Genomic DNA, 26,021 nt, shown 5'->3' with positions numbered 1-26,021 from the left:
GCGGCCTCAAGCCGGCCGACCCGTGGGAGCCGAGGCGCGAGGTGCGGTGTCACCGCGGTCGATCGCCTCGGCGACTTCTTCCAGCGCGGTGCGGATCTGAGTGCCGTACTCGTTGTCGGGGAGCAGGTGCAGGTTTGTGCGGGCGGCGGCGAGATGGTCGCGGGCGGTGTCGAAACTGGACAGGCGGCGGTAGTCGTCGGCCAGATTCAGGTGCAGCGATGGGAAGAAGCCGGCGACATCGAGTTCGGCGTGGAATCGCTTGGCACGGCCGTCGGTGCGGCTGTCCGCTGCGTCCAAGGCACGCAGATCCCAGGTCAGGGCGAGCGCGGGATCGTCGTACAGATCGGCCAGATAGTGCGCCAGTGAGCAGCGGTGCAGTGAATCACCCTGTGGACCAAGAGATTTCCAGATCCCCTCGAGTCTGTCGCGCGCCTCGTCCGCCGCACCCGACCGGCCCCGTTCGACCGCCTCGATGATGGCGGTCATTGTCCCATCGGCATTCATAGCACTCCTACTTGTGAAATACGGGCATTACCAACGTGGTGAGATCGCCATCCGTAGCCGAACGCACCACAACCGGCCGGTCAGCGGCCGAAATATCGAGCATCACTTCCGGTCCCAGCGCCGTCCGCAGTGCGGACCGCAGTTTTGCGGCGGCGAAGGCGAGTTCGATATCGCCACCGTTTACCTCTGCGGCAACCCTTTGGTCACCGACCCGCATCATCTGGTTCTCGATCGAAAAGCTGATGGGACCAACAGTTTCCGTAGCGGCGAGTAGCGCATCCTTGCCAATGACAATGCGGGTGCGCACCGCCGCCAACTCCGCGAGCACGATCCGATAGTCCGGAAACCGCTCATCGATCACCCGACACCGCCGGGACCGGCCCGCCGCCGTCAGGACCAGGTGCCCCTCCACACGCGTAACAGTGACCTCCCCGGCCCCACGCAACCAACTCCCCGCCGCCGCCAGTTCACCCGCGTCCACCACCGCCGCCCAGGCTCCCACCACCCGCTTCGGCACCAGCCCCCGCGTCGAGAGCCGAAACCGATCCGTCGCCGTCAAAGTCACCGCCTCCGCCGTGACCTCCACGAAAACCCCTGCCAATACCGGTATCTCGCCCCCGAGATCAGCCGCGGGCCACACCTGATCCACCGCCGCCGCCAACTCGCTCCCCGCGACCACCGCCGCATCCGCCCCAACCCCCAGCATCCGCTTCACCGCTGCGGCGCCCTCCACCGCCGCCTCGGCCCGCCGCCCCGTCTCCGCCACAAACTCATCCAGCACCCGCCCCGCCACCCCACGCTCCCCATCCACCACTTCCCCCACCCGCTCCAACGGCATCCCCATCTCCCGCAACCGCCTTATCAACACCCCTCTTTCCCGCTGCCCCTCCCCGTAATACCGATACCCCGTGACCGAATCCACCCGCACCGGCCGCAGCAACCCGCAATCGTCATAAAACCGCAGCGCACTGGGGGTAATCCCACACTCGCGCCCGAACACCCCAATGGTCACCAACAGTTCGTCATCATCTTCCGGCACCACCCCATCATCGAGCCTCAACCAACCCGAAGGTCAAGGACCGCAGTCGGTAATCTGCTCCCGTGCCCCACGCCACCGTCGTAGACGTCCTGCTCCTGCTGACCCGCGACGACACCGTCCTACTCGCGCGTCGCCGGAACACCGGCTACGCCGACGGCCAATGGAACCTCCCATCGGGCAAACTCGAGCAGCACGAACACGTCATCGACGCCATGCTCCGCGAAACCAGGGAAGAGATCGGACTTTCCCTGTCTCCCAACGACATCCGAATGGTCACCTCGATCCACTACCGCGCCCCCGAAGGTCACGCCCGCATCGGATTCGTCTTCCACGCCGACGGACAGAACATGAACCCCGTCAATCAGGAGCCGGAGAAATGCTCCGCCCTGGACTGGTTCCCCATGAACGAACTCCCCGACCCCATCGTCCCCTACACCGCTGCGGCCATCGAAATGTTCTGTGCGGGAATACAGTTCGGAGTATGTGGATGGTCGGATTCCGCAGGACAACTTCCTTGAAGCGATAGCCGACAGATCAACGCATCGAAGAAGTCGCCGCGTCGTAGACCGCCGGGTGCGTCGATCCGGCTATCGCTCGATGGCGGTGAGGTTCGTTTCGATTGCTTCGAAGATGTGCGCGTCGGTCTGCCGCTGCCAGTCGGGCAGATCGTTCCAGTCGGCCACATAGGACGGTTTCGGATCTGGAATGTGCTTGTAGATCTGGCCGATCCAGCACAGCGCGACCCAGCGGCCCTTCTGCTCGCGGGTCAGTCGGGCCGCGTTGCCGCCCGTGACCGTGAGGAACTGCGCAACCTGGTCGTACACTGCGACCGCTGCGGCCCGCTCCCATTCCGGCATGTCCTCCCAGACGGCGACATATCCGGGTTTCGGTTCGCCAGGGAAGTGGGTGCGAACGCCTTCGATCCAGGCATCACGGAAGATCCGGCCGCGGTCACTGTTGTTGAGCAACGTCTCTCCTCATGGTTGTCGTTGATGACGATAGCGCTGCGATCTGCTGATCGAGTGCGCGAACGGGTGATCGGTTGGCTCAGTGTCTGGACCGATTCGGCTGATTCCGCTGCGAGGCCCAACCGTAGCCGTCGCCGAGCCCGGCGAGGGCCTGCGCTTCAACGGCTTTCACCCAATAACGGATAGTCGATTGAGGATCGCCCAGTCGAGCAATCCGGTTGCCGGATTCCAGGAGGGCGAGCACTGCCCGTATTCGTGGTTGTGGATGCGGAGAGTAGGGGTGTCTGGTGAGTGCGCAGGCCCAGAGGTCATGGGCTGCGGCGTCTTTGCCGAACGATGCGGCGAGTGTGGAGCACGACGATGCTGCGTGGTAGTCGTTGCTGTCGAACAGGATGTTGCGGCACCTGTGGTGCCAGTGACCACCTGGGGTCATCACCGTCGAGCCTGGGCGGTTGCTCGGCAGTACCAAAGTGACACATTCCTGTCATACCGATCAGGCGGCCTGCGGGCGGCCGCGCGCCTGTTGACGTGCCGTGAAGCATGGGTCACGATGGCCTGTAGGAATACTCTCGAATATTCTAGGAGCTGTCATGCGCGCTCGGTTTCTCGGAAAAGACCCCGCATCCAATGTGGGGGAATCACCCACCCTGTTCGCGACGGATCGTGCGGACCGTATAACCTACATAGCCCAGGGTTGGAAAGTTACGGACTCGCAAGTTCTCGCTGATGTCGGGCCGATCCCCGACGGCGAAGCGATCATCGAGATTCCCGAAGAAGTCTTGAAGTTCTATGCCCGCCGGTATCAGGAGGGAGAGCGCTGAATCAGCGAATTGAGCCCGGCACCGACTTCGGTCGGCTCTTTCGTACATTCGAGCACACCGCATTCCGTTTGGAAGTCAGAGCCTCTTACGCGCCATCATATGAGTTGGAGTCGTTCAAGAAGTTTCTGGCCGGCGAGCCGGATGATCTGCCGTGGGCGCAGGAATGGTTTTCGATGGTTCGCGAAGCCACGAGCAACGGTCTGCGGTACGAGCGGGTGCGTGTTGTGGATACTCCGCTCAGCGACTACAACCGCTGGGGGCTTGCTGTTGCGCGGCACAATATCGCGGCCGGTGAAGATATTCGATATCTTGTCCGCGAGGGGGCGCAAGACGCCGGACTACCACACCGTGACTACTGGCTGTTCGACTCGCGGAAACTCGTGATAATGAACTACGACGAGGAGGACCGTTTCGCGGGCGGCGATATCATCGACGACAACTCGGAAATCGTTCAGCACAATTATTGGCGCGATGTTGCTTGGCACTACGCCCTAAGGCGGGATAGCTTTGCCACCAAGGAACAGCCCCATCGCTGTTGACGTCCACGAGGCGCGGGCGGCGATGGGCGTCCGACTCCGTGAGCTGCGCAGGCAAGCCGGACTGACCGGCACGCAGCTCGCGGAGTCGTTGTCGTGGCCGCAATCCAAAGTCTCGAAGATCGAGACCGCTCGGCAATCCCCCAGCGAGGGCGACATTCGGGCCTGGACCCGCGCCACGGGCGGCGAGGCGCACACCGACGAATTGCTGACAGCGCTGCGCACACTTGAAGCGCAGCACGCGGAATGGCAGCGCGTCCTGCATCCCGGCTTGCAACCCCATCAGCGGAAGCTCGCCGAGCTCGATTCGAAGACGAAGGTCTTCCGAATATTCGAATCCACCGTCATTCCTGGACTTCTCCAGACCGGCGAGTACGCGAGGAGCCGGCTCGCGCAGGGTGTGATCTTGTTCAACGCCAACAACGACATCGACGACGCCGTGCGCTCCCGGTTGCAACGGCAAGAATTGCTTTACCGCCCGGATAAGCGATTCCATTTCGTTGTCCCCGAGTCCGTGTTGGGGCTTCGCTTATCCGGTCCGGAGGTCATGCTCGGCCAGCTCGACCGGCTGATGTCGCTTTCGACGCTTCCGAACATCCGGCTGGGAATAATAGACTCTACAGCGCAATACGTTATTGGGCCGTGGCATGGATTCTCCATCAGAGACACCGAACGAGTATTGGTCGAGACATATTCCGCAGAGTTGAACCTCGTACAGGCTCACGAAATCGCCCTCTACGGCAAGGTGTTCGAGCAGTTCGCGGCGATCGCAAGTTACGGGCGATCCGCAAGGGCGATCATCGCGCGAGCAGCCGAAGCCCTCGCGAGCGAGGAAGATTCCGCGAACAAACAGGATTCTCGGCCCTAGAATCGCTCGGAATTTTCGAGAATATTCGAGAATAATTCTTGCGCTGGGGTTTTCTGGTGCCTACCCTCCCTTTCACTGCCGTTTCGGCGGCTGAGTCCAGGGGAGGATCACATGGCTACATTCGTTCCGTTGCTGACCAGTGGACAGCTTCAGCGGCTGCCCGAGCGGGCGCGCGACGTGGTGGAGTACCGCAAAAGCGGGCTGAGCCTGAACCATATTCAGGGCTGCCCGCTCGATTGCGCGTACTGCATCCGACACACCTACGGGTTGTGGGACCAGCGCAGGCCCCGCGCCCTGATGTCCAACGCCGACGCGGTGAACGCGCTGGTGGGACACCGCTACTTCCAGCCGCACACAACTCCGGTTCAGGTGTTCAACCGGGCTACCGATCCGTTCCTGCCCGCTGTCCGACCGCACACGTTCGCGGTCCTGGAAGACCTCGACGGGCGCGGGTTGACCAATCATGTTTTGGTCATCACCCGGCATCAGATGAAGCCGGATGACGTGGCTAGGCTCAACCAGCTTCGGCACATCAAACTCACTCTGCTGTTCACCTTTTCGGGTATCGACAACAAGCAGATCGAGCCCTACCCCTCACCTGTAGCCGCCGCGTCGCTGGAGTTGATGAGCGCTCCCGCGCCGCGCCGGTACCGGACGATCCTGTACTGGCGTCCGCTGGTGCCCGGACTGAACGACTCGGACGAGCATCTGGTGCGGGCGTTCGAGCTGGGGCAGCTCGCGGACGCCACCGTGTTCACCGGCCTGTTCTACCGCGACGAGATCGCCGCCTACTACAAGGCGAACGGGCTGCCCGAACCCTACGGCGAGACCGCACGTCGCAAGATCGTTCCCGAAACGCTGGAACAGCGTGTGCTGTCAGTGTTCTCGACATCAGCCGCACTGTTTCGCAAGACCTCGTGCGCGGTGTCCTACGCGCACGGGCTCCCGGATTACAACGGGCACTACGGCATCCGGGAACTGTGCGATATTTGTCCACTGAGTCAGCTGGAGCTCTGCGCGGGCGCACATCGTATGCCGACACCTGACCAGCTCCGCGCCGCCGCCGCGCCACTGCCGGAAGCGGCCGGGCTGAACGTGGTGCAGGTCAGCGAGCAGGCCGCCGTGGTGGCCGGGCTCGACACCGAACAGCCGCGCTACTACCTGCAACACGCTCTCGGTTTTCAGGTCCACGACGCAGCGCACCCGCACCACGCCAACCGGCACGGACGCGCCGATATCGGATGGAAGGACGCACCCGGCAATGAGTGACTGGACAAACCTGAACTACGTCGTAGTGGACGTGGAAGGCAACGGGCAACAACCACCCGACCTGGTGGAGCTCGCGGCGGTGCCGATCACCGACGGCGTCATCGGCAGCCCTGTCAGCTGGCTCGTGCAGCCGGAAACACCGATCACGCCTATCGCCCTGCGGATACACGGCATCACCAACGCGATGGTGTCCAGCGCGCCCGATTTCGGCACGATCGCCGCGGAGGTACGCGACGCGCTGGACATGGACTGTCTGATCGCGCACAACGCGCATGTCGATGTCGGGGTATTGCAGCGCAAGCTCGGCGAATGGGAATGTCCGGAAGTATTGGACACTCTCAAACTCGCCCGCCGCCTCCTGCCGGGTGCCGACAGCTACAAACTCGGCGGGCTCGTGACAACTCTGAAACTGGCCGACGGCCTTCCCGACGGTCTCACCCTGCACCGCGCCACCTATGACGCGCTGGTCACCGCGCGACTGTTCGTCCGGCTCGTGGAAGGGTCGGACACGCGCCCGCTGACACTCGAAGAACTCCGCAACACCCCAGCGGCAAGGGATGACGGCAATGGCACTGCGGCCCTTTTCTGAGCACGAGCGCAGCCTGTTCCTTTCGGTGAACGGGCCGAGCACCGCCGGTAAATCCACCATCGTGCGACACCTCGCGCAAATGCTCGTCGCAGCAGGGGAAACCGGGTCCGCCAGGGCTGAACCGTCCAACGGGCCGATCGGGGTGTCGGCGCGGGAACTTACCGAAACCGTCACCGGCCCCGCCCTGGCGTGCCTGACTGCACAGGAACAGTCATGATACTGAAAACGTTGGGCCGCATCGGCTTTGGGTCGATGCAGCTCACAGGATCCGGTCACTGGGGAGCGGCGGACGACCCGGAAAACTCTATCCGGGTACTCCGGGACGCGGTGAGCGCGGGCGTGCGGCATATCGACACCGCCGACGCCTACGGGCCTTTCACCGCAGAGAAGTACATCCGCAAAGCCCTGCACCCCTACCCCGATGACCTGCTCATCGCCACGAAAGGCGGTCTCACCCGCCAAGGCCCGAACAAGTGGGCACCGTGCGGGCGACCCGAGTACTTGCGTCAGTGCGTGGAAATGAGCCTGCGACGGCTACAGATAGACCGGATCGGCTTGTACTACCTGCACCGAATAGACCCTGCTGTACCAGTCGCGGACCAGCTCGGCGTGCTCTCCGACATGCAAACCGAGGGAAAAATCGGGCACATCGGAGTATCCAAAGTGAACGCTGAGCAGCTCCGCGTAGCCAGCCGCCTCGTCACCGTCGCGGCCGTCCAAAACAAATACAGCATCGCCGACCGGCACTCCGAAAATATTCTCCGACACTGCGAATCGAACGACATAACCTTTGTGCCGTACGCTCCGCTAGCGACAGGCGCACTCACCAGCTCTCGTGCGCTCGGCAAGTTGGCCGTCCGCTACGGGACGACACCGGCCCAATTGGTGCTGGCGTGGCTACTGCACCACTCCCATGCGATAGCCGCAATCCCAGGAAGTCGTTGCAGCGCACACATTTACGAGAACATTGCAGCCATCGATCTGTCGTTGACACGTGATGACTCGGCTGCGATAGATGCGGCTGTATCGTCCCCTACCAGCATCGGTTGGGCAGGCCAGGAGTGAGGTTCCTCCTGGACTGTCGACCGCGCCATCACCATCTTCACTCGCGCGCCCGACACGTTCGGTGCGATCTTCCTGCGCTACATCATCCACATCACCGACCTCGACCGCGCCCGCCCGTGTGCTCTCGGGCGCATTCACCGCTGAGTAGTGGCACCGAAACCGTTGATGAACAGGGATTTTCGATGCTGGGAGCCGATTGTTATGCCGGACAACAAAATAAATCCGAAACCGGTGTGGCAGCACCGGAGCTGACGTATGTTGTGGCGAACAACAATTGATCCGGCTCCGGCTCGGCCGGGGTGGTAGTTCGAAAGGCCCAGTTATGCGCAAGGGCGTGGTCGGGGTTGTGGTGGCGGTCGGGGTGGTGGCCTCGGTCGCCGGATGCGGCGGCGAGACCAAAGGGAGTGGGGGGAAGGCCGATGTGGGGGTGATCCTGCCGGACAGCAAGACTTCGGCGCGGTGGGAGACCGCGGACCGGAAGTATTTGCAGGCCGCTTTCGACGGGGCGGGGGTGAAGGCGGATATTCAGAACGCGCAGGGGGATAAGCAGGCGTTTCAGACGATCGCGGATCAGATGATCACCAGCGGCGTGAAGGTGCTGATGATCACGAATCTGGATTCGGGGACCGGCAAGGCGGTCATCGAGAAGGCGAAGTCGCAGGGGGTGACCGTAGTCGACTACGACAGGCTGACTTTGGGTGGCGGCGCGCAGTACTACGTGTCCTTCGACAACGTGAAGGTCGGCAAGTTGATGGGGGAGGGGGTGTCGAAGTGTTTGGCGGACAAGAACATTCCGAAACCCACTGTGGCATATCTGAATGGCGGCCCGACCGACAACAATGCCGCCATGTTCAAGGCCGGATACGACTCGGTGCTCAAACCCAAGTTCGACGCGGGCGAGTACGTCAAGGGACCCGATCAGGCGGTGCCGGAGTGGGACAACACCAAGGCGGGCACCATCTTCGAGCAGATGTTGACGGGCACACCGAATATCGGCGGCGTGGTAGCGGCCAATGACGGACTCGGCAACGCGGCCATCGCGGTGCTGAAGAAGCAGAAGCTCAACGGTCAAGTCCCGGTGACGGGTCAGGACGCCACGGTGCAGGGTTTGCAGAATGTGCTGGCGGGCGATCAGTGCGTCACCGTGTACAAGGCGATCAAGAAGGAAGCCGAGGCGGCGACGCAACTGGCCATCGGCTTGGTGAAAGGGCAGCAGGGTCAGACCAATGGCACGGTGAATGATCCCGTATCCAAAGCGGATGTGCCCTCGGTGCTTCTGGAACCCAAAGCCATCTACAAGGACAACGTCAAGGAGGTCGTCGCGGATGGTTTCGTGGCCAAGGCGGAGCTGTGCGCGGGCGAATTCGCCAAGCTCTGCGCGGACAACGGCGTGAACTGAGCGTGTGATGACTGATCGGCCCGTCATCGAATTACGCGGTATCGAAAAGAGTTTCGGCCCGGTACAGGTGCTGCACCACGTGGATTTCGCCGCGTATCGGGGGGAGGTGACGGCGCTGGTCGGCGACAATGGCGCGGGCAAGTCGACGTTGGTGAAGTGTATCGGCGGCACCCATCCGGTGGATGGGGGCGAGATCGTGTTCGAGGGAAATCCGGTGCAGATCCGCAATCCGCGCGAGGCGGCCGATCTCGGCATCGAGATCGTCTATCAGGACCTGGCGCTGTGCGACAACCTCGATATCGTGCAGAACATGTTCCTCGGCCGCGAGCGCAGGCGCGGCCTGGTGCTCGACGAGTACGCCATGGAGGAGTTGGCCGGAAAGACCTTGGCGGGCTTATCGGTTCGCACCCTCAAATCGGTGCGGCAACTGGTTTCGAGCCTGTCGGGCGGTCAGCGCCAGACGGTGGCCATCGCCAAGGCCGTGCTGTGGAACAGCAAGGTGGTGATCCTCGACGAACCGACCGCCGCGCTCGGGGTGGCCCAGACCCAGCAGGTGCTCGAACTGGTGCGCACCCTCGCGGACAAAGGGCTGGCGGTGGTGTTGATCTCGCACAACATGAACGATGTTTTCGCGGTGTCGGACCGCATCGCCGCCCTGTATCTGGGACGGATGGCGGCGCAGGTCCGCACCGCCGACGTGACCTATGCCCAAGTGGTGGAACTGATCACGGCGGGCCGCAGCGGGAATGGAGTCGAGCGATGACCGCCACCGCGACCGAGAAGTCCACCCCCGCTTCGGATGTGCTGCACGACTACCTGGGCAGGCTGCGCAGCGGCGATATGGGCGCGCTGCCCTCGGTGCTGGCGCTGATCGCGCTGTCGGCGGTGTTCTGGGTGGCCCGTCCGGTGTTCATCTCACAGGGCAATTTCGCGAATCTGTTCACTCAGGGCGCGGCCATCGCGGTGATCGCCATGGGGCTGATCTTCGTGCTGCTGCTGGGCGAGATCGATCTGTCGGCCGGATTCACCAGCGGTGTCTGCGCGGCGGTGCTGGCCGTGCTGCTCACCGATCAGGGCTGGCCCTGGTATGCGGCGGTGGGGGTTTCGCTGCTGGTGGGGGTCGGGATCGGTCTGTGCGTCGGTGCGGTGGTGGTGAAGATCGGCATCCCGTCGTTCGTGGTCACCCTGGCCGCCTTCCTGGCCCTGCAGGGTGTGGCGCTGAAGATCATGGACAACGGTCGCAATATCTCCATCCACGACGGCACGATCCTGGCCATCGCGAACAAGAATGTCCCGCCCGCGCTCGGCTGGGTGCTGTGGGCGGTGCTGGTCGCCGGATTCGCGGCGATCCAGTATCGAAAGTACTTGGCACGCACCAGACTCGGGCTCGTCGGCGAGACGGGCGCGGTGGTGATCGCCCGCGTCGCCATTGTCGCCGCGGTCACCGCGGTGGCGGTATTGGTCCTCAATGGGGAGCGCAGCCGCAATCCGGAACTGCATTCGCTGAAGGGGATGCCGATCGTGGTGCCGCTTATCGCGGTGCTGCTGCTGGTGGGGACATTCGTGCTGAACCGCACCGAATTCGGCCGACATATCTATGCCGTCGGCGGCAATGCCGAGGCCGCGCGCCGGGCCGGTATCGCGGTGGACCGGATCCGGATCACCGCGTTCGTTCTGTGCTCGACCATGGCCGCGGTGGGCGGATTGATCGCGGCCTCGCGCGCGAACTCGGTGGATCCGAATACCGGTGGCAGCGATGTGCTGCTGACGGCGGTCGGCGCGGCGGTCATCGGCGGCACCAGCCTGTTCGGCGGGCGCGGCCGGATGCGCGACGCGGTGCTGGGTGCGGCGGTGGTCGCGGTGATCAACAACGGAATGGGCCTGATGGGCTACAGCGCGGGCACGAAATTCGTTGTGACAGGATTCGTTCTGCTGCTGGCCGCCGGAGTCGACGCCCTCTCGCGCAGGCGGACCCGGCAGCAAGGCTAGAGCGCCCCACCGAATTCGCCGGTGCGGCAACGGATTCGACCATCGCGCCGAGAGGGGATGTCATGCGCGCCGCACCGTCGCCCGAGGAGATCCGCAGGCAGAACCTGGCCGTCCTGTTGCGTCACGTGCACCGCGGCGGTGCGGTCTCGCGCACCACGCTGGCCGAGCGGATGGGCGTGAACCGCAGCACGATTCTGGCCCTGACCGCCGATCTGGTGGCCGCCGGACTGGTCCGGGAGGAATTGCCGGGCCAGACGGGTCGGGCGGGGCGGCCCTCGCTGGTGGTGCGTCCGCAGTCGCAGCGGTTCCATGTGTTGGCCCTGGATGTCGGGGCGGACAGATTGGCGGCGGCCCGTGTCGGATTGGGCGGTGTGGTCCTGGATCGGGTCGAGACCGCCCGCAGCGGCGATACTTTCGACCCGGCGGAGGTGATCGCGATGTTGGCCGCGATGGCGGCGGAGGTTTCCGATGATGCCGCCCACTGCTTGGGCGTCGGCGTCGCATTCTGCGGCATGGTGCGCCAGAGCGACGGCGTGGTCCGCTTCGGTCCGAATATCGGTTGGGTGGATGTGCCGTTCGGGGCCGAGCTGGCGGCGAGACTCGGTGGGGAACTGCGGGTCTCGGTGGGCAACAATGCCAACCTCGGCGCGCTGGCCGAATGCGAGCGCGGGGTCGCCCTCGGCCTGCGAGATCTGATCTATCTGCACGGCGATGTGGGAATCGGTGGCGGGATCGTCGTCGGGGGGCACCTGTTGGGTGGCGAGGGCGGATACGGCGGCGAGATCGGGCACATGATCGTCAACCCGAATGGGCGGGCGTGCGCGTGTGGTTCGCGCGGGTGTCTCGAGGCCGAGGCGGGGGAGTTGGCGCTGATCGCGGCGGCGGGCCGCGCCGACCTCTCGGGTCGGGCCGCGGTGGCGGCGATCGTGCAGGCGGCGGCCTACGGCGATGTCACCGCGCGCGACGCGCTGCATCAGGTGGGTGACTGGCTCGGGCGCGGCGTGGCCAACCTGGTGAATATCTTCAATCCGTCGATGGTGGTGTTCGGCGGCGTGCTGCGTCAGGTCTATCTGGCGGCCGCGGCGCAGGTCCGCAGCCGGGTCGCCCTGGAGGGCTTACAGGCGGTGCGCGAGCGGGTGCGGCTGCGCACCTCGGCGCTTGCCGGTGACGCCACCCTGATCGGGGCGGCGGAGTTGGCTTTCGCGGAAGTTCTCACCGATCCGCTGCAGACCCTGGCCCGCGTCGGCGACCGGTCAGCGCCTAGTATCGCAGGACCTAGGGGTAAGGGGTGTGGATGAACAGACCGCCTTGGGCGCCAGAGGGCGTCGATATGCGGCACGCGAGCCCGGCCCGCATGTACGACGCGCTGCTCGGCGGCTCGCACAATTTCGAGATCGATCGCAAGGCCGCCGAAATGGGCAAGAAACTGGTGCCCGATCTACCGCGCCTGGCCCTGAGCAACCGGGCCTTCCTGCGTCGGGCCGTGCGCTACCTGGCCGATCAGGGTATTCGGCAGTTCCTCGATATCGGTTCCGGCATTCCGACGGCAGGCAATGTGCACGAGGTGGCCCAGGCCATCGACCCGGATATCCGGGTGCTCTACGTGGATATCGATCCGGTGGCCGTCGCGCATTCGGCGATCATCCTGCGCGGCAATGCCAACGCGGCCGCGCTGGAGGCCGATCTGCGCAGGCCGAGCGAACTGCTCGCCGAGGTGGGTGCGACCGGACTGATCGATTTCACCCGGCCGGTGGGTCTGCTGCTGGTCGCGGTGCTGCATCTGCTCTCCGATGCGGACTCCCCCGCCGAACGCGTCGCCGAGTTGCGCGCCGAACTCGCCGCAGGCAGCCATGTCGCCATCTCGCACCTGTCCTCGGCTTCGCGGCCCGAGGACGCGGCCCGCCTCGGCGCCAACGCCGCCAATGTCAGCCGTGTCGGCATCCACTTCCGGGACCGGCGCGGCATCACGGCTATGTTCGAGGGATGGGACCTGGTCGAGCCGGGGGTCGTCGAGTTGCCGCTGTGGCGGCCCGAATCCGAGCGCGACCGGCACGAACAACCGGGCCGCTCGCTCGGGCTCGCGGGTGTCGGCCGCAAGAGCTGACCCCGGACCGACCCGAATCGAGTCCGGCGCCTGCAGGGGGTGGCTGACAAGGTGGGAGCCCGCGAGGTCGCGGTGCGCTGGGCCGATGCGCTCGACGGTGTCGTCGCGCCCACGCTGACGCGGGATCGGATCGAGGATCTGCTCACCGACCTCGCGGCGGATCTGCTTGCCGCCGTGCGCGGCTCGAACGGTACCGCCGCGTCAAGCGGCCAGGACGGCACTGTCGCGTCAAGCGGCTCAGATCGCACTGTCGCGTCGAGCGGCCAGGACGGCACCGCCGCGTCGAGCGGCTCGGACGGCACCGACTACACCGCGGTCGCGCGCCGCACGGCCGCGGCTCTGGTCCGCGCGAACTATCGCGATCCGATCGCCGTGGGCCGCACGATCGGCGTGATCTGCGGGGAGGTCGTCGCGGATATCCGCAGCGAACAGCCGCGAGGCACCGCGGCGCATGCCGACGAAGAGTACGCGGGGCCGCTGCGCGAGCGAGCGCTGGCGTTGGCCGCGGAATTCGCGGTGGCATTCACCTACTACCTGCGCCGCGTCGCTCTTTCCGAGCAGGAGGCGACCCTGGCGGCGACGCTGGTCGCCGCCCAGCAGGCCGAGGCGCGTCGCCAACTCTCGGAGGCCCGTTTCGCGGCGGTCTTCGCCGGGGCCTCGGTGGGGATCGGGACCGTCGACATCACCGGGCATGTGCTCGATGTGAATGCCGCCATGGCCCGAATGCTCGGCATCCCACAGGATTACATGCCGGGTCGGCTGGTGGCCGAACTGCTCGGCCCGGCCAATATCGGTCGCGCCTTCTCGCAACTGGAGCAGTTGTTGGCGGGGCAGATCGAGCAATTCCGTTTGGAGACAGACCATCTGCGCCCGGACGGGGGTATGGCCAGCATCGACCTGTCCATGTCGGCGGTGCGCGACGCGGATGGGGAGGTCCGCTTCCTGATCGGGATCGCGGTCGATGTCACCGAGCGCAAACAGTTGGCCGATCGGCTCTGGCACGACGCGAACCACGATTCGCTGACCGGATTGCCCAATCGCGGACTGTTCTTCGATCGGCTCGCCAATGCCGTTCCGCCCGTTGGGGTGTGCTACCTGGACCTGGACGGGTTCAAGGAGATCAATGACGTTTGGGGGCACGCGGTCGGCGATCGGGTGCTGCGCGTGGTGGCCGAGCGGTTGCGGGCGGCCGTCGACCCGTACACCGGGCTGGTGGCGCGGCTCGGTGGTGACGAGTTCATCGTGCTGATCGAGAAGTGTTCGGGTCCGGATCAATTGACCGCCATCGCCGACGAACTCTGCGCGGCCATCGCTCCGCCGATGGCGGTGTCCTCGGTGCTGGTCGCGGTGGGCGCCAGTATCGGCACCACCTACGTCACCGATCGGCCGACGGCGGTGGACGAGCTGCTGCACGCGGTCGATACGGCCATGTATCGCGACAAGTCTCGGCACCGCAATCGGCCGCGCTGAGGCTCAGAGCAGTCCCAATAGGTGGCTCTCGAGCAGTTGCGCCCGCCGCAGATGTCGCGGCGTGGTCGACTCCGGGTGGTGCAGTTCGATGCTGAGTCGGTCGCGAAAGGTGCTGATGATGCAGGTGCCCTCGTCGGGTTTGTCGGGCCTGCGTCCGGTGCGGTCGGGTTTGGCGATCATGGTGGAGCGAAAGTCGGTGCAGCGCAGGCCCGGTGGGGTGGGCGGCACCGGAATCCGGCCCCAATTGGTGGTCAGTACGACGCCGGGTATGCGGGGTGGTCCGGCGGCGGCGATATCCGGAAGGTGCAGGGGACTCTGCTGAACCACTCCGGCCGCGAGTTCGGCGCGCAGGTGGTGGTGGATATCGCGGGCGAGTCCGAGCAGCGTCGGCGGCTGCGCGAAAGCCGGTGCATAGCTGGTGAATCCGAGTACGTTGCTGCCCTCGGTCGGGCCGACCCGCGGTGTGAGGCGGGTGCGCAGATCCACCGAATAGGAGTGGATCAGCTCATTGAGGGGAAGTTCGCGCAGCACGGATTCGGTGGCGAGGACGGCCGCGGCGACGAGGGAATTGATGGTGACGCCCGCGCGGTGGCCGACCTCGCGCAGCGCCGCGGTCCGCGCGGGGGTGAGATGAATGCGGGTCGCGCGTGGCAGCACGTATTCGGCGGCCTCGCATTGATCGGATTCGGGAATGGTCGCGCGCGGAACCGGATCGGGATTGGGGATCTTCTCGATACCGCGTTCTTCGAGCAGATCCTCCACCGGACGCGGATATTCGTGCGGACGCGCCTCGATCGGGCGGCCCGAAACCAAATCCCGGTAGTACTCCCATAATTCGCGCAGCAATGCCAGCGAATGGGTGGCGTCGGCGATGCTGTGGTGGGTCGCCAGGGTGATACTCGCTCGTTCGCCGTCGCGCACGGCGCACAGGGTGCCAAGTGCCGCGCGCTGATCGATCGAAGCCCCGGTCAGCAGCCGCTCCGGATCGCCGTCGGTGAGTGTGAATTCCGGTGTTGTACAGCTTGATTCGAGTAGCACGTGGCCGAGTTCGGTATCGGCGATGTGCGCGCCGAGCACGGGATGGGCGCGCACCAGCGCCTCGAACGCCTGTGCCAGCGCAGCCCATTGCGGTCGGCCCGAGATTCGCATGCCGTAACCCACATACACCGCACTGGGAGCGAAGATCTCCTCACTGGGCGCGAGCGGGCGAATGACGGTAGCAGTCGTCATGTTGGTCCTCCGCCGGATTTTTCGTTCCGGTCGGCCCGTTTGTTAAACACGGCGTTATTGCGAATTCGACTCGAATCCATTGCCGACCCTGCCGGATGCCGGGCGTGTCTTGCGGAGAAACAATTCGTGTTCGCTATAGCATCGCGCCGGTACGTCAGGTAATTCCATATGCGCGGTGCTGGTCGGACCCCGTGCTCGGGCCTTCGCTGCGGCACACACCAGGAGACTGCCATGACCTTGCGCTCGCGTCGCTTATCCGGGACGGCGGCCGGTCGGCATCGCGCCGCGCCGCTGCGGATGGTCCTCGCGCTCGGCGCGGCGCTCGTAGTCGCCGCCCTGCCGGGCGCGGTGGCGCCGGGGCCGGTCGTGGCGGCGGCGGGCGATGTCTCGATGGCGCTGCCCACGCTGGGCATGGGCAAATCGCTGAGCTTTCCGGGTGGGCAGCATCAGGTTTCGCTGGTGCTGCCGGTCCTGCCCGGTCTGGCGCCCACCGCGCTCACCGGCACCATCCAATTGCCGCCGCATGTCGCGCGCGGCGTCCTGGAAGTGGCCTCGGGTGACCGACTGATCGATCGGGTGGAGCTACCCATCGGCGCACCCGCCCCGATCCGACTATCGCTGGCGGGCGCTCCGGTCCGCAACAATGCCGTCTCCCTCACCCTGACCTCGTCGCTGCTGCCGGAACCCGGCTGGTGCGTGACCGACTGGTGGGGCCGCCCGCTGACGCTGGCCGACGCCGCCGCGGTCTACAGCGGGGAGGAGGCGCAGCCGAGCACCGTCGCCGACTTCCTGCCACCGGTGCTGCACCGATTCACCATGTACCTCCCCGCGAAGCCGACCGATACCGAGAGCGCGGCGGCCCTGTCCCTCGGCACCGCCGTCGTGGCCCGCTACAGCGGCCAACCGGTGGTCGTGGATGTCCGCGGCCTGACAGGCGACGCGCAGGCGCCGGATCACCCACCAGCCTTCCTCGAGCGGCAGGTGGTGATTGCCGAAGCCGCGGAAGCCGGTCTGCGGCTGGTCAATCCGGGACCGTCCCCCGTGCTGCGGGTCAGCGGAGACCGCAAAACCCTCCCGGATCAGATCCGGTTGCTGGTGAGCGACCTGTCGCGCATTGCCATCTCCTCCGGCGCGGTCGCGGTGGCACTGCCCGAGGCCCCGCGCATCGCTCCCGAGAGCGTGACCCTGTCCCAACTGGGGCAGACCCAGCTCAGTGCCACCTCGATCGGTCAGGTGCGGGTCGACTTCGGTGTCGACCAGTCGCGCATCGGCCGTCCCGCCCGCGATGTGCGGGCGCGCCTGCTCGGCACCTACACCCCGTTGCCGGACACCATGAGCGGCTCGATCATCGTGGAGGTCAACGGGAAATACGTGGATGGTTGGCCGGTGGACTCCGGTGGTCGCATCGACCGCTGGATCGATATCCCCAACGACGCGCTGACCCGCTTCAGCACCATTTCGGTCAGCCTGCACCAGACCGGCCTGACCCAGGGCTGCGGTCTGGAGCGTCCGGTCACGCTGACCATCGATCCCGGCACCGAGGTCACCAGCAAATCCGCCGTCCCGCCGATTCCGGGCGGTTTCGACGCGCTGCCGCAGGCGCTGCAACCTCGGGTGCAGGTCGGTATGAAGCAGCCGGGCCTCGCCGACACCGTGCGCGCGGTGACCATTCTGACCGGCCTGCAACGCCTTTCGGTGGTGCCGATGCGGCCGGAGGTGGTGCCCTTCGACACCGCGGCCAAGAGTAAATCGCCCGCGGTATTGATCGCCGCGACGGGTGAGGTGCCCAGGGATATCGCCCTGCCGCTTGATCCGAACAATGACGAACTGACCGTCACCGAGACGGCGCCGGACGGACGCACCGCCATCGTGAAGATCGATCCGACCACCCCGTTCGGCTCGTTGCAGACCACCTACGCGGGCGGGCGCACCGTGGTCGTGGCCACCTCGACTAACGCGCCCGGCCATCTGGACCGCGCCCTCGGCTGGCTCAACGCCGATCTCGACCGCTGGCAGCAACTGCACGGCGCGGCGCTGTATCAGGCGGGGGAGCGCGAGCCGGAGTTCTTCGATCCGACCGCTGCCCTCGGCGCACCGGTGCCGGGCAAGTCCGCGCACGAGATATCGGTCGCGCACAAGCTGGTCATCGCAGGATCGGTGGTGGCCGCCGTCGCCGTGCTGGCCGGTGTCGTCCTGCTGCTGCGACGGCGCGGCAACCGGTAGCCGTGTCCGCGCCCGCCGCGACGCCCGCCAAAACCCGCAGCCACGCCCGCGGGACCATCCTGCGCATCTCCGTGCGCCTGCTGCTGATCGTGGCGGCGGCCGGCGTGGGCTGGTGGGACACCTGGCTGCGGCTGGTGCGCGATGCGAGCCACGGTTCGGATATCGGACAGGTGTACGTGGTGTTCGTGCTGGCCATGCTGGCCGCGACCGGCACCATGCTGCGGCCGCGCCGGGAGCTGCCGATCCACGACCGGCAGACCGATATCATCGTCGGGATCATGGCGCTGGCGGCGGCGCTTTCGGTGCAGGGGCTGCTGCTGCCGCGCTACCGGTACCTGTACGAGATGCTGCACCTGGATCTGATCGCGGTGTGGCTGTTCCTGTTCGGTTCGTGCGTGCTGCTGTTCGGGCTGCGGCCGACGGCCCGGTTCTGGCCGACGTGGCTGCTGCTGCTCGCCGCGTTCCCGGTGCCGTACCGGATGTTGCGCACGGCCGTCGGCGGCGACAGCATCGACGCGGGGATCGCCATGCTGCCCCTGGCGGCCTTCGCGGCCGCGATCGCGATGGGGCGCACCAGAATTCGCGCGCTGATCGGTGCGGTCGGCGCGCTCGTGCTCGGCGCGGTGGTGCTGGTGGCGATCCGTTTCTTCGCGCCGGGTGCGCCGGTGTTCGCCTATCAGGCCATCCCCGCGGTGCTCGCGGTGTTCGTGATGGGTCTGGTGATGTATTTCGATGTGCGGCGGCGCGGCGGTTCCTATCGGCCGATCGACAGATCGCTGGAAACCTTGAAGGCCCAGCAGGTTCGGAATGCGGCGGCGCTGGTGATGGTGGTCGGCCTCGCGCAGGTCTTGCTGACGATTCCGCCGGGCTACGACACGCAGTTCCCGCTCATCGCCGGGTTGGATCTGACTCGCTCGCACGTCGTCCCGCCGGGCTGGACCCTGCTCGACGAGCAGGACAACCCATGGGCGCATCGACTTTTCGGCAGCGCGAGCACGCTGCGCCGCAGCACGATTCGCGCCGACGAGCCGAATCCGATGTGGGACAAGGAATCCCGCCGTCGCCGCGTGGTCATCGACGTCGTCGACGCCCCCGACGGCTACGCCATCGACCGGCTGCCCGAATTCGTCATCTACAACCTGAGCCAGCCGCGCATCGGCCCGGCCACCTGGTTGGATCTGGGCAATGGCGTCACCGCCCGACTCAATGTGGTGCTCGACGATCGCAAACTGTTGAGCTGGACTTGGCTGAGTTGGAACTGGCGCGATGGGAATCGGGCCGAGCGCATCAGCGTCATCGCGGCCGACAATCACCTGCCCACCGCCGAATTCCCGCTGTCGCAGCCAAGTTTGGTCGGTGTCTTCGACAATGTGGTCAACATCTTCTTCCGCGGCAGTGCCGTGGTGCTCGACTCCGACCCCAAGGCGCTCGACGACGACACCAAACCCAAGGACCGGGAACTGGTCACCATGCTGGCGAAGGAGATCATTCGCGCGGGGGTGAGTCCGGCATGAGCCGCGAACTCGATCCCGCCTCCGCTCGCGCGTTGCACTTCGCGGTGGACGGTCTGCGCGAGCAGGATCCGATGATGTCGGCGTCGGTGGCCTTCCTGCCGTGGCAGCGCAATACCGCCATCGGCTGCGTGCTGCTGATCGCGGTGTGCGCGGCGATACGCCCGATGGGCACCTGCACGGTGCTCGTCGGCCTGTGCACGCTGATCTACCTGGCGGGCATGCTGGACCGGGTCTTGATCTTCAAGCGCGGACTGCCCCGCGACGCCATCATGACGGTCTCCGACGAGCGCGCCCTCGCCCTCGGCGACGCCGATCTGCCGCCCTACACCATCCTGGTGCCCGCCTACGGCGAACCGGAGGTCGTCGGCGACCTGATCGGCGCACTGAGCGGGCTGAATTACCCGAGGGACAGAATGCAGGTGCTGCTGTTGCTCGAGGAGGACGACGAACCCACCATCGAGGCCGCCCGCGCTGCCGGGATCGGCGGCGAGATCGACTACGTGACGATGGTTCTGGTGCCCGAGGCGCAACCGCGCACCAAACCCAAGGCATGCAACTACGGTATGCACCTGGCCACCGGGGATATCGTCACCATCTACGACGCCGAGGACATTCCCGATCCGCTCCAATTGCGCAGGGTCGTCGCGGCTTTCGCGGATCTGCCCGACACGGTCGCCTGCGTGCAGGCCAAACTCTCCTTCCACAATGCCCGCCAGAACCTGCTGACCGCGTGGTTCACCATGGACTACGGCCTGTGGTTCGGCTATCTGCTGCCGGGGCTGATGCGCAGCGCGGCGCCGATTCCCTTGGGCGGCACCTCCAATCACTTCCAGCGGCGCATCCTGGAGGATATCGGGGCCTGGGACCCGTACAACGTCACCGAGGACGCCGACCTCGGCGTGCGGCTGGCGGCGGTGGGATATTCGACGGCCGTACTGGATTCGACCACCCTGGAGGAGGCCAATCCGGATCCGATCAACTGGGTGCGGCAGCGATCACGGTGGTACAAGGGCTATCTGCAATCCTGGCTGGTGCACACCCGGCGGCCGATCCAGCTGTGGCGGCGGATCGGACCGGTCAGCTTCATCCGATTCACCCTGTTCCTGGCGGGGACGCCCGTCATCGCCTGCCTGAACCTGGTGTTCTGGTTCATCTCGCTGTCCTGGATTCTGGGGCAGCCCAGCGTGATCGGGCATCTCTTCCCGTCGGTCGTCTACTTCCCGGCGCTGATCGCCCTGATCCTCGGCAATTCCGCGACGATCTACATGAATCTGCTGGCCTGCCGGGAGAACAACCGCCCCGACCTGATCTGGGCCTGCCTGACGGTGCCGCTGTACTGGGTGATGATGAGTATCGCCTCGACCAAGGGCTGCTATCAGCTCATTCGCCAACCTTCCTACTGGGAGAAGACCTTTCACGGCCTCGGCACGGCCGCGGCGACCGAGGGGGAGAAGTGACCGCACTGATCGAACCCGCGCCACCGACCCGTCGGTTCGCCGCCGAGGCGTCGTCGAGACGCGCGGCGGAGCCGCCCGTGCGGATGCGCTGGGCGGTCTTCGGCGCGGCGACACTGCTGTACCTGGCCTTCGGTGTCCTGCTCAGCGTGGGCCACGGCTTCCTGATGGGCGATGCGCTGAGCCGGGTACAGGCCACCGAGTCCGCGCTGTTCAGTCGCGACCCGCACCTGTCGGCCATCGGATTCGTCTTCACCCCGCTCACCTCACTGGCCCAACTGCCCTTCGTCGCGTTCTCGCCGTGGCTGCCCTGGCTGACGCACTGGGGTTTGTCGGGCGTGATCATGTCGGCGCTGTTCATGGGCGGCGCGGTGCTGATGATCTTCGGTATCGGCACCGATCGCGGACTGCCGTGGTGGATGATCGCGGGCGTCACCGCCGCTTTCGCGCTCAACCCGATGGTGGTGTTCTACGGCGCGAACGGGATGAGCGAGGCGCCATTCCTGTTCTGCCTGTGCTGGGCGATCCGCAGACTGATCCGCTGGGTGCGCACCGATGACGCGCACGACCTCACCGCCTGCGGGGTCGCCTTCGGGCTGGCCTACCTGACCCGCTACGACGCGGTGGCGCCTGCCGTCGCGGCGGGTGTGCTCGTCTTCGTCATCACCTACCGGCGCGGTCGGGGGCAGCGCAACCGCTGGTACTCGGCGATCATGGATCTGGTGCTGATCGGCGTGCCGGGTGCGCTGGCCTTCTTCGTCTGGGCGCTCACCAGTTGGCTCATCACCGGACAGGCGTTCCAGCAGTTCACCTCCCAGTACGGCAATACCGCGATCCTGGCTCAGGAAGGCGGGCAGACCCAATCGCAGTTCGGCCCGGCGCTGGAGTACGCGCTCGCCGCGACGCTGATTCTTGGTCCGGCACTGCCGATCCTGGTGCCCATCGCCGCCGCGTTGGGCTGGCGCAGGCGCGACGCTGCGGTGCTGGTGCCGCTGCTGCTGTGCGGTGCGGTGCTCGCGTTCCAGGCGTTCAGCTACGCGAGCGGGTCGACCTTCGCCTTCCTGCGGTTCTATGTGGCGGCCATCCCCTTGGCGGTGGTCCTGGCCATGCAGCTGACCGCGGCGCGGGCGCTGCCGCCGAGTCGTCGTCCGGGCAAGAACGCCGTATTGTCCGCTCCCGCACGGGCTTTCCCCTCGGGCCGACATGCCGCCCGACCGATGATGGGACCCGCGGCGGCCGTGATGGCACTGGCCTTGCTGCTGATCGCGGCTTCGGTCCCGCTCACCGGTTGGGGGATGACCAGCCAGACCATGGCAGTGCAGGAGTACGCGCTCAAAGAGGTGCTGTTTCCCGAACCCGACAATGCCACGCCCTACAACGCCGATCAGCGCCGTATCGCGGCCACCTTCTCCACCGAGCGCAAACTGGCCGACTACCTCGACGATCTGCGCCTGCCGCGCGGGGCGATCCTGATGGACACCGTCTACGGATTCGCGGTCTCGGCGGCCTCGCGCCGACCCGATCAATTCGTCATTCCGTCCGATCGCGATTTCGTCCGGGTGCTGAACCGGCCCGCGGAACGGGGCGTGAAATACATTCTGGCCGTGCCGAACGAGGGGCGCGGGACCTCCGACGCGGTGAATCGGCGATACCCCACCATCTACGAGAACGGTGCCGGTGTGGCGACATTGGCGTTGGAAGTACCAAATGATGGTGCGGGGCAGCCGAATTGGCGTCTCTACCATGTCCTCGGCGCGAATTGACTACTGCGGCGTCAGCGTGATCCGTTCGGCGACAAGCCCCCACAGCGGATCTTCCGGTCCGATATCCCAGGTGCACTCGCTCGAACGTGGATCCGGAACGAACGCCCACAGCAGCGCACCCGCCGCGCCCGCATCGCGCTGAGTGGTGAGTTTGCGCCCCAGATCGACGCGTCGGGCCGCCAAACTCTCGCAGCCACCGGCCTTCACGCCCACCTCGCCGATGAGCAGCGGTTTGCCGAGTTCGCGCGCCTGCCGCAGCCGCACCGCGAGCCCGTCCCAGCTATTGCCGGGCAGTGTGGTCAGATCCGGCGAATAGTCGTGGTAGTCGAGCACATCCAGTTTCGGTGAGGCCCCGACATAGCGGTAGTCCTCGCCCGCCGTTCCGCACTGGCCCCCGCCGGCGAACCCGGCGAAGATGATTCGGCCCGGATCGCGCTCGCGCACCAGGCCGCCCGCCCGGTCCATGAATTGACGCAGCACCCTGGCTGCGTCGGCGGGGCAGGTCCGCCGCGCCGCGCTGCATTCGGCATCGCCGCACACACTGGCCTCGGCCTCACCCATCAATTCCCAGCCTGCCAGAACCGGAACGTCTTTCCAGCGGTCCACGGCCGTGGCGACCCAGTCGCGGAAGCTCAGCACCGCCCGGCCCGGCACCGGCTCGGTGGCGGTCCAGCCATCGATGTACCAGTCGTGCTGTTTGAATCGGTCGTCGTCGCAGCCACCGTCCTGCGGGGCGAGCACCGGCAGCACCAACTGCCTGCTTCGTTCGGCGGCCCGGAATACGGCGTCGACCGCTTGGAAGTTCATGGTGTTGTTGGTCTTGTCGACGGCGAGGGCCTGGAAGAGATTGAACCTGGTCAGCGAATTCGGTGGCAGCCGTTCGAAATAGGCGTCCGCATCGGTCTCCGCGCCGCAGCCGACATTGATCGAGTAGCGGGTGCCCAACTGCGGCGCATTGAATCCCGAAGGCCACCACCGCTGCCCGTGCAGCAGCAGACCATCGACGCCCGCTCGCACCGCGATACCCGCCGTCGCCGCATCGACGTGCCGGTCGTCTCGCGCGCATCCGATCGAGCCGACCGCGACGGTGGCGACGACGGCCCATCGAATCAGCGACCGCAACAAGCCGTCTCCCTCCGCGCCGATGGTGGACCGAGCCGCTCGATTCCACCACAGGTCGGCGGCATGCCCGCGTTGGCACGGCGCGGCGTGTCAACGGCTTGATCGGCAGGCTCGCAGCGCGATGCCGACGCCCGCCGGCCGGTGGAGGCCGGGCGGCGGGCGCGGTCCCGGCATCGGGCGGGATGCCGCGCACCGGCGGGCGCTCCCATGCCATGCGGAACATCAGGTGCGCCCCGTGCGTGCCGGCGGGCACTCCCGCGAGCACCGGGGGTCGATGAAGCGGACCCCGCGCCCAGGCTAGTGGCGCCGGACGCGATGCGACAGCCGCCGGAATTGGGGTCCGCGCCCCCGAATCGTCGTCCGGGGTTGCGCCACAATGGAATCCGTGTTTCGATTGCCGGTTCGACGCGACCCGCAACGAGGCGGCCGCGACGGACACCAACCGGTGGCCGTCGTGCGGACTTTGGAGGGGGCCGCACGACGGTCGCGCGGGTATCAGCAGCCGAACGGCTATCCCAAGGGACGAATCGGACAGGCTGCGCCCCCATGGTAAAACTGCTGGCCGACAAGGGCTCTGGTCGTCGCGGAATGCCCGCCGCGGACGGGAATAGTGATATTCGCGCAACGCTCGCTATTCTCACTTCCACCGGGTGCCACCCGACCGGCGGCACCCGGACCGCTTCGATAATGTAGCTTTTGCCGGTCACGCCGGGTCCGTTCGAACGGCCCGACTCCTGCGCGCGATCTCGATCAGTGTTTCCGGATGTACCCACATAACGGAAAGTGAGCGAAGAATGGCGAGTTCTGGCCAGCGGAACGGGAGCTTTCCCGATGTCGTCGTCACCAGTGTCGCGGCAACGACCTCGATCTCGGGTGATGTCGACTCGACCTGGAAGGGTCTGCTGAACGGGGAGAGCGGCATCGATGCCATCGATGACCCGTTCCTCGACCAATACGAGCTGCCGGTGCGCATCGGCGGGCACCTGAAGGTGAGCCCCTCGGTGGGCCTGCCCAAGGAGGAGGTGCGCCGCCTGGCCTACGTGCAGCAGATGGCGCTGGTCCTGGCCCGCGAGTCCTGGAAGAACGCGGGCAGCCCGACCGTCGACCGCAACCGGCTCGCCGTATCCATCGGCACCGGACTCGGTGGCGCGGAGATGATCGTCGACTCGCGCTTCAAAATGGAGAACGGTGGCTACCGCAAGGTCTCGCCGCTGGCCGTGCAGGCCATCATGCCCAATGGCGCGGCGGCCCTGGTCGGTATCGAACTCGGCGCGAAGGCCGGTGTGCACACCCCGGTTTCGGCGTGCTCGTCGGGTTCGGAGGCGATCGCCAATGCCTGGCGGATGATCGTCATGGGCGATGCCGACATGGTGGTCACCGGCGGCGTGGAGGGCACCATCCAGGCGCTGCCCATCGCCGCGTTCACCATGATGCGCGCCATGAGCACCCGCAACGACGATCCGAAATCGGCCTCGCGCCCGTTCGACAAGAACCGCGACGGCTTCGTCTTCGGCGAGGCGGGCGCGCTGATGACCATCGAGACCGAGGAGCATGCCAAGGCGCGCGGCGCGACCATCCACGCCAGGCTGCTCGGCGCGGCCGTCACCTCCGACGGATTCCACCTGGTGGCGCCGGATCCGGAGGGCAAGGGCGCGGCCCGCGCCATGACCAGGGCCATGCAGAAATCGGGCCTGGCGAAATCCGATATCGCCCATATCAACGCCCATGCCACCTCCACCTCCATCGGCGATACCGCCGAGGCTTTGGCCATCCGGGCGGCGGTGGGCACCCACCCCTCGGTCTACGCGCCCAAATCGGCGTTGGGCCACTCCATCGGCGCGGTCGGCGCGCTGGAATCGGTGCTCACGGTGCTGAGCATCCGGGACGGAATCGTCCCACCGACACTGAATCTGGAAGAACAGGATCCCGGAATAGAACTCGACGTCGTGCACGGCAGCGCGCGACCCGGCCGGATCGACTACGCCATCAACAATTCATTCGGCTTCGGCGGCCATAATGTCGCCATCGCCTTCGGCCGGTACTGAATCGCCTTCGGCCGCTACCCAGCGGACCGCCGCGCGAGAACCCGAGAAG

The 26,021-nt window shown here is 66.1% G+C and carries 24 protein-coding genes; 19 read left to right on the top strand and 5 right to left on the bottom strand.

The window, feature by feature from the left end; all coding sequences use genetic code 11:
• Positions 1 to 6: 6 nt before the first annotated feature.
• Both D5S18_RS03340 and D5S18_RS03335 read right to left on the bottom strand, forming a co-directional pair.
• On the bottom strand, positions 7 to 504 hold the full coding sequence (locus D5S18_RS03340) for a hypothetical protein (RefSeq protein ID WP_120037818.1): 498 nt from the start codon (positions 502 to 504) through the stop codon (positions 7 to 9).
• Positions 505 to 511: 7 nt separating this feature from the next.
• The gene (locus tag D5S18_RS03335) at positions 512 to 1,543 is read right to left on the bottom strand and encodes a DNA polymerase III subunit beta family protein (RefSeq protein WP_158607786.1); all 1,032 of its coding nucleotides are present in this window, start codon (positions 1,541 to 1,543) and stop codon (positions 512 to 514) included.
• A 62-nt stretch (positions 1,544 to 1,605) separates the two neighbouring features.
• Here D5S18_RS03335 and D5S18_RS03330 point away from each other — a divergent pair, with 62 nt between their 5' ends.
• The gene (locus tag D5S18_RS03330) at positions 1,606 to 2,061 is read left to right on the top strand and encodes an NUDIX hydrolase (protein WP_120037815.1); all 456 of its coding nucleotides are present in this window, start codon (positions 1,606 to 1,608) and stop codon (positions 2,059 to 2,061) included.
• 69 nt (positions 2,062 to 2,130) lie between these two features.
• Here D5S18_RS03330 and D5S18_RS03325 read toward each other — a convergent pair whose 3' ends face one another.
• Positions 2,131 to 2,511 (bottom strand): hypothetical protein, encoded by a 381-nt coding sequence (locus tag D5S18_RS03325; protein ID WP_120037813.1) that lies wholly within the window; start codon positions 2,509 to 2,511, stop codon positions 2,131 to 2,133.
• Between the two features lie 590 nt (positions 2,512 to 3,101).
• On the opposite strand from D5S18_RS03325, the gene D5S18_RS03320 reads away from it, so the two are divergent.
• The 13 genes from D5S18_RS03320 (at position 3,102) to D5S18_RS03260 (ending at position 14,621) form a co-directional block, all read left to right on the top strand.
• Complete coding sequence (locus tag D5S18_RS03320) at positions 3,102 to 3,332, top strand: hypothetical protein (RefSeq protein ID WP_120037812.1); 231 nt, start codon at positions 3,102 to 3,104, stop codon at positions 3,330 to 3,332.
• On the top strand, positions 3,329 to 3,871 hold the full coding sequence (locus D5S18_RS03315) for a DUF6879 family protein (protein WP_120037810.1): 543 nt from the start codon (positions 3,329 to 3,331) through the stop codon (positions 3,869 to 3,871). Before D5S18_RS03320 ends, D5S18_RS03315 begins: the two co-directional genes overlap by 4 nt.
• A 22-nt stretch (positions 3,872 to 3,893) precedes the next feature.
• Positions 3,894 to 4,736 carry a helix-turn-helix domain-containing protein gene (locus tag D5S18_RS03310; RefSeq protein WP_120037808.1) on the top strand — a complete coding sequence of 281 codons (843 nt, stop codon included), beginning with the start codon at positions 3,894 to 3,896 and terminating at the stop codon, positions 4,734 to 4,736.
• Between the two features lie 111 nt (positions 4,737 to 4,847).
• A complete protein-coding gene (locus D5S18_RS03305) occupies positions 4,848 to 6,005 on the top strand; it encodes a radical SAM family protein (protein WP_120037806.1) in 1,158 nt (385 codons plus the stop codon).
• Positions 5,998 to 6,594 (top strand): 3'-5' exonuclease, encoded by a 597-nt coding sequence (locus D5S18_RS03300; protein ID WP_120037804.1) that lies wholly within the window; start codon positions 5,998 to 6,000, stop codon positions 6,592 to 6,594. Before D5S18_RS03305 ends, D5S18_RS03300 begins: the two co-directional genes overlap by 8 nt.
• A complete protein-coding gene (locus D5S18_RS03295; RefSeq protein ID WP_203236557.1) occupies positions 6,572 to 6,811 on the top strand; it encodes a hypothetical protein in 240 nt (79 codons plus the stop codon). The genes D5S18_RS03300 and D5S18_RS03295 overlap by 23 nt, the downstream gene beginning before the upstream one ends.
• A complete protein-coding gene (locus D5S18_RS03290) occupies positions 6,808 to 7,659 on the top strand; it encodes an aldo/keto reductase (protein WP_120037802.1) in 852 nt (283 codons plus the stop codon). Before D5S18_RS03295 ends, D5S18_RS03290 begins: the two co-directional genes overlap by 4 nt.
• A gap of 322 nt (positions 7,660 to 7,981) precedes the next feature.
• Entirely contained in the window at positions 7,982 to 9,058 is a 1,077-nt protein-coding gene (locus tag D5S18_RS03285) for a sugar ABC transporter substrate-binding protein (RefSeq protein ID WP_120037800.1), read from the top strand.
• 7 nt (positions 9,059 to 9,065) lie between these two features.
• On the top strand, positions 9,066 to 9,821 hold the full coding sequence (locus D5S18_RS03280; RefSeq protein ID WP_120037971.1) for an ATP-binding cassette domain-containing protein: 756 nt from the start codon (positions 9,066 to 9,068) through the stop codon (positions 9,819 to 9,821).
• Entirely contained in the window at positions 9,818 to 11,047 is a 1,230-nt protein-coding gene (locus tag D5S18_RS03275) for a sugar ABC transporter permease (protein WP_120037798.1), read from the top strand. Before D5S18_RS03280 ends, D5S18_RS03275 begins: the two co-directional genes overlap by 4 nt.
• A gap of 62 nt (positions 11,048 to 11,109) precedes the next feature.
• Positions 11,110 to 12,345 carry an ROK family transcriptional regulator gene (locus tag D5S18_RS03270; protein WP_120037796.1) on the top strand — a complete coding sequence of 412 codons (1,236 nt, stop codon included), beginning with the start codon at positions 11,110 to 11,112 and terminating at the stop codon, positions 12,343 to 12,345.
• On the top strand, positions 12,342 to 13,151 hold the full coding sequence (locus tag D5S18_RS03265) for an SAM-dependent methyltransferase (RefSeq protein ID WP_120037794.1): 810 nt from the start codon (positions 12,342 to 12,344) through the stop codon (positions 13,149 to 13,151). Before D5S18_RS03270 ends, D5S18_RS03265 begins: the two co-directional genes overlap by 4 nt.
• 39 nt (positions 13,152 to 13,190) lie before the next feature.
• On the top strand, positions 13,191 to 14,621 hold the full coding sequence (locus D5S18_RS03260) for a sensor domain-containing diguanylate cyclase (protein ID WP_239003499.1): 1,431 nt from the start codon (positions 13,191 to 13,193) through the stop codon (positions 14,619 to 14,621).
• A 3-nt stretch (positions 14,622 to 14,624) separates the two neighbouring features.
• On the opposite strand, the gene D5S18_RS03255 is transcribed toward D5S18_RS03260, so the two are convergent.
• On the bottom strand, positions 14,625 to 15,851 hold the full coding sequence (locus D5S18_RS03255) for a phthiocerol/phthiodiolone dimycocerosyl transferase family protein (RefSeq protein ID WP_120037792.1): 1,227 nt from the start codon (positions 15,849 to 15,851) through the stop codon (positions 14,625 to 14,627).
• A gap of 231 nt (positions 15,852 to 16,082) precedes the next feature.
• Between D5S18_RS03255 and D5S18_RS03250 the strand changes: the two genes are divergently transcribed.
• From D5S18_RS03250 to D5S18_RS03235, 4 genes are all read left to right on the top strand, one after another.
• Positions 16,083 to 18,074 (top strand): cellulose biosynthesis cyclic di-GMP-binding regulatory protein BcsB, encoded by a 1,992-nt coding sequence (locus D5S18_RS03250; RefSeq protein ID WP_120037790.1) that lies wholly within the window; start codon positions 16,083 to 16,085, stop codon positions 18,072 to 18,074.
• 2 nt (positions 18,075 to 18,076) lie between these two features.
• Positions 18,077 to 19,588: an exosortase/archaeosortase family protein gene (locus D5S18_RS03245; protein ID WP_120037788.1), complete on the top strand. Its 1,512-nt coding sequence runs from the start codon at positions 18,077 to 18,079 to the stop codon at positions 19,586 to 19,588.
• Positions 19,585 to 21,045 carry a glycosyltransferase gene (locus tag D5S18_RS03240; protein WP_120037787.1) on the top strand — a complete coding sequence of 487 codons (1,461 nt, stop codon included), beginning with the start codon at positions 19,585 to 19,587 and terminating at the stop codon, positions 21,043 to 21,045. Before D5S18_RS03245 ends, D5S18_RS03240 begins: the two co-directional genes overlap by 4 nt.
• A gap of 83 nt (positions 21,046 to 21,128) precedes the next feature.
• Positions 21,129 to 22,805 carry an ArnT family glycosyltransferase gene (locus D5S18_RS03235; protein WP_120037967.1) on the top strand — a complete coding sequence of 559 codons (1,677 nt, stop codon included), beginning with the start codon at positions 21,129 to 21,131 and terminating at the stop codon, positions 22,803 to 22,805.
• On the opposite strand, the gene D5S18_RS03230 is transcribed toward D5S18_RS03235, so the two are convergent.
• The gene (locus D5S18_RS03230; RefSeq protein ID WP_239003498.1) at positions 22,806 to 23,927 is read right to left on the bottom strand and encodes a glycoside hydrolase 5 family protein; all 1,122 of its coding nucleotides are present in this window, start codon (positions 23,925 to 23,927) and stop codon (positions 22,806 to 22,808) included. It abuts the gene before it with no gap.
• A gap of 794 nt (positions 23,928 to 24,721) precedes the next feature.
• On the opposite strand from D5S18_RS03230, the gene D5S18_RS03225 reads away from it, so the two are divergent.
• On the top strand, positions 24,722 to 25,972 hold the full coding sequence (locus tag D5S18_RS03225; protein WP_120037786.1) for a KasA/KasB family beta-ketoacyl-ACP synthase: 1,251 nt from the start codon (positions 24,722 to 24,724) through the stop codon (positions 25,970 to 25,972).
• Positions 25,973 to 26,021: the final 49 nt, after the last annotated feature.

Source organism: Nocardia panacis (assembly GCF_003598715.1).
Classification (GTDB): domain Bacteria; phylum Actinomycetota; class Actinomycetes; order Mycobacteriales; family Mycobacteriaceae; genus Nocardia; species Nocardia panacis.
Note: the sequence above shows the minus strand (reverse complement) of the source record. Positions and strands in the feature narration are given on the sequence as shown.

Coding starts and splice junctions, on each gene's coding strand:
- D5S18_RS03300 (WP_120037804.1), top strand. CDS start 5,998: ATGAGTGACTGGACAAACCTGAACTACGTCGTAGTGGACGTGGAAGGC.
- D5S18_RS03270 (WP_120037796.1), top strand. CDS start 11,110: ATGCGCGCCGCACCGTCGCCCGAGGAGATCCGCAGGCAGAACCTGGCC.
- D5S18_RS03285 (WP_120037800.1), top strand. CDS start 7,982: ATGCGCAAGGGCGTGGTCGGGGTTGTGGTGGCGGTCGGGGTGGTGGCC.
- D5S18_RS03340 (WP_120037818.1), bottom strand. CDS start 504: ATGAATGCCGATGGGACAATGACCGCCATCATCGAGGCGGTCGAACGG.
- D5S18_RS03255 (WP_120037792.1), bottom strand. CDS start 15,851: ATGACGACTGCTACCGTCATTCGCCCGCTCGCGCCCAGTGAGGAGATC.
- D5S18_RS03320 (WP_120037812.1), top strand. CDS start 3,102: ATGCGCGCTCGGTTTCTCGGAAAAGACCCCGCATCCAATGTGGGGGAA.
- D5S18_RS03225 (WP_120037786.1), top strand. CDS start 24,722: ATGGCGAGTTCTGGCCAGCGGAACGGGAGCTTTCCCGATGTCGTCGTC.
- D5S18_RS03310 (WP_120037808.1), top strand. CDS start 3,894: ATGGGCGTCCGACTCCGTGAGCTGCGCAGGCAAGCCGGACTGACCGGC.
- D5S18_RS03235 (WP_120037967.1), top strand. CDS start 21,129: ATGCGCTGGGCGGTCTTCGGCGCGGCGACACTGCTGTACCTGGCCTTC.
- D5S18_RS03265 (WP_120037794.1), top strand. CDS start 12,342: ATGAACAGACCGCCTTGGGCGCCAGAGGGCGTCGATATGCGGCACGCG.
- D5S18_RS03290 (WP_120037802.1), top strand. CDS start 6,808: ATGATACTGAAAACGTTGGGCCGCATCGGCTTTGGGTCGATGCAGCTC.
- D5S18_RS03305 (WP_120037806.1), top strand. CDS start 4,848: ATGGCTACATTCGTTCCGTTGCTGACCAGTGGACAGCTTCAGCGGCTG.
- D5S18_RS03280 (WP_120037971.1), top strand. CDS start 9,066: ATGACTGATCGGCCCGTCATCGAATTACGCGGTATCGAAAAGAGTTTC.
- D5S18_RS03295 (WP_203236557.1), top strand. CDS start 6,572: ATGGCACTGCGGCCCTTTTCTGAGCACGAGCGCAGCCTGTTCCTTTCG.
- D5S18_RS03250 (WP_120037790.1), top strand. CDS start 16,083: ATGACCTTGCGCTCGCGTCGCTTATCCGGGACGGCGGCCGGTCGGCAT.
- D5S18_RS03240 (WP_120037787.1), top strand. CDS start 19,585: ATGAGCCGCGAACTCGATCCCGCCTCCGCTCGCGCGTTGCACTTCGCG.
- D5S18_RS03275 (WP_120037798.1), top strand. CDS start 9,818: ATGACCGCCACCGCGACCGAGAAGTCCACCCCCGCTTCGGATGTGCTG.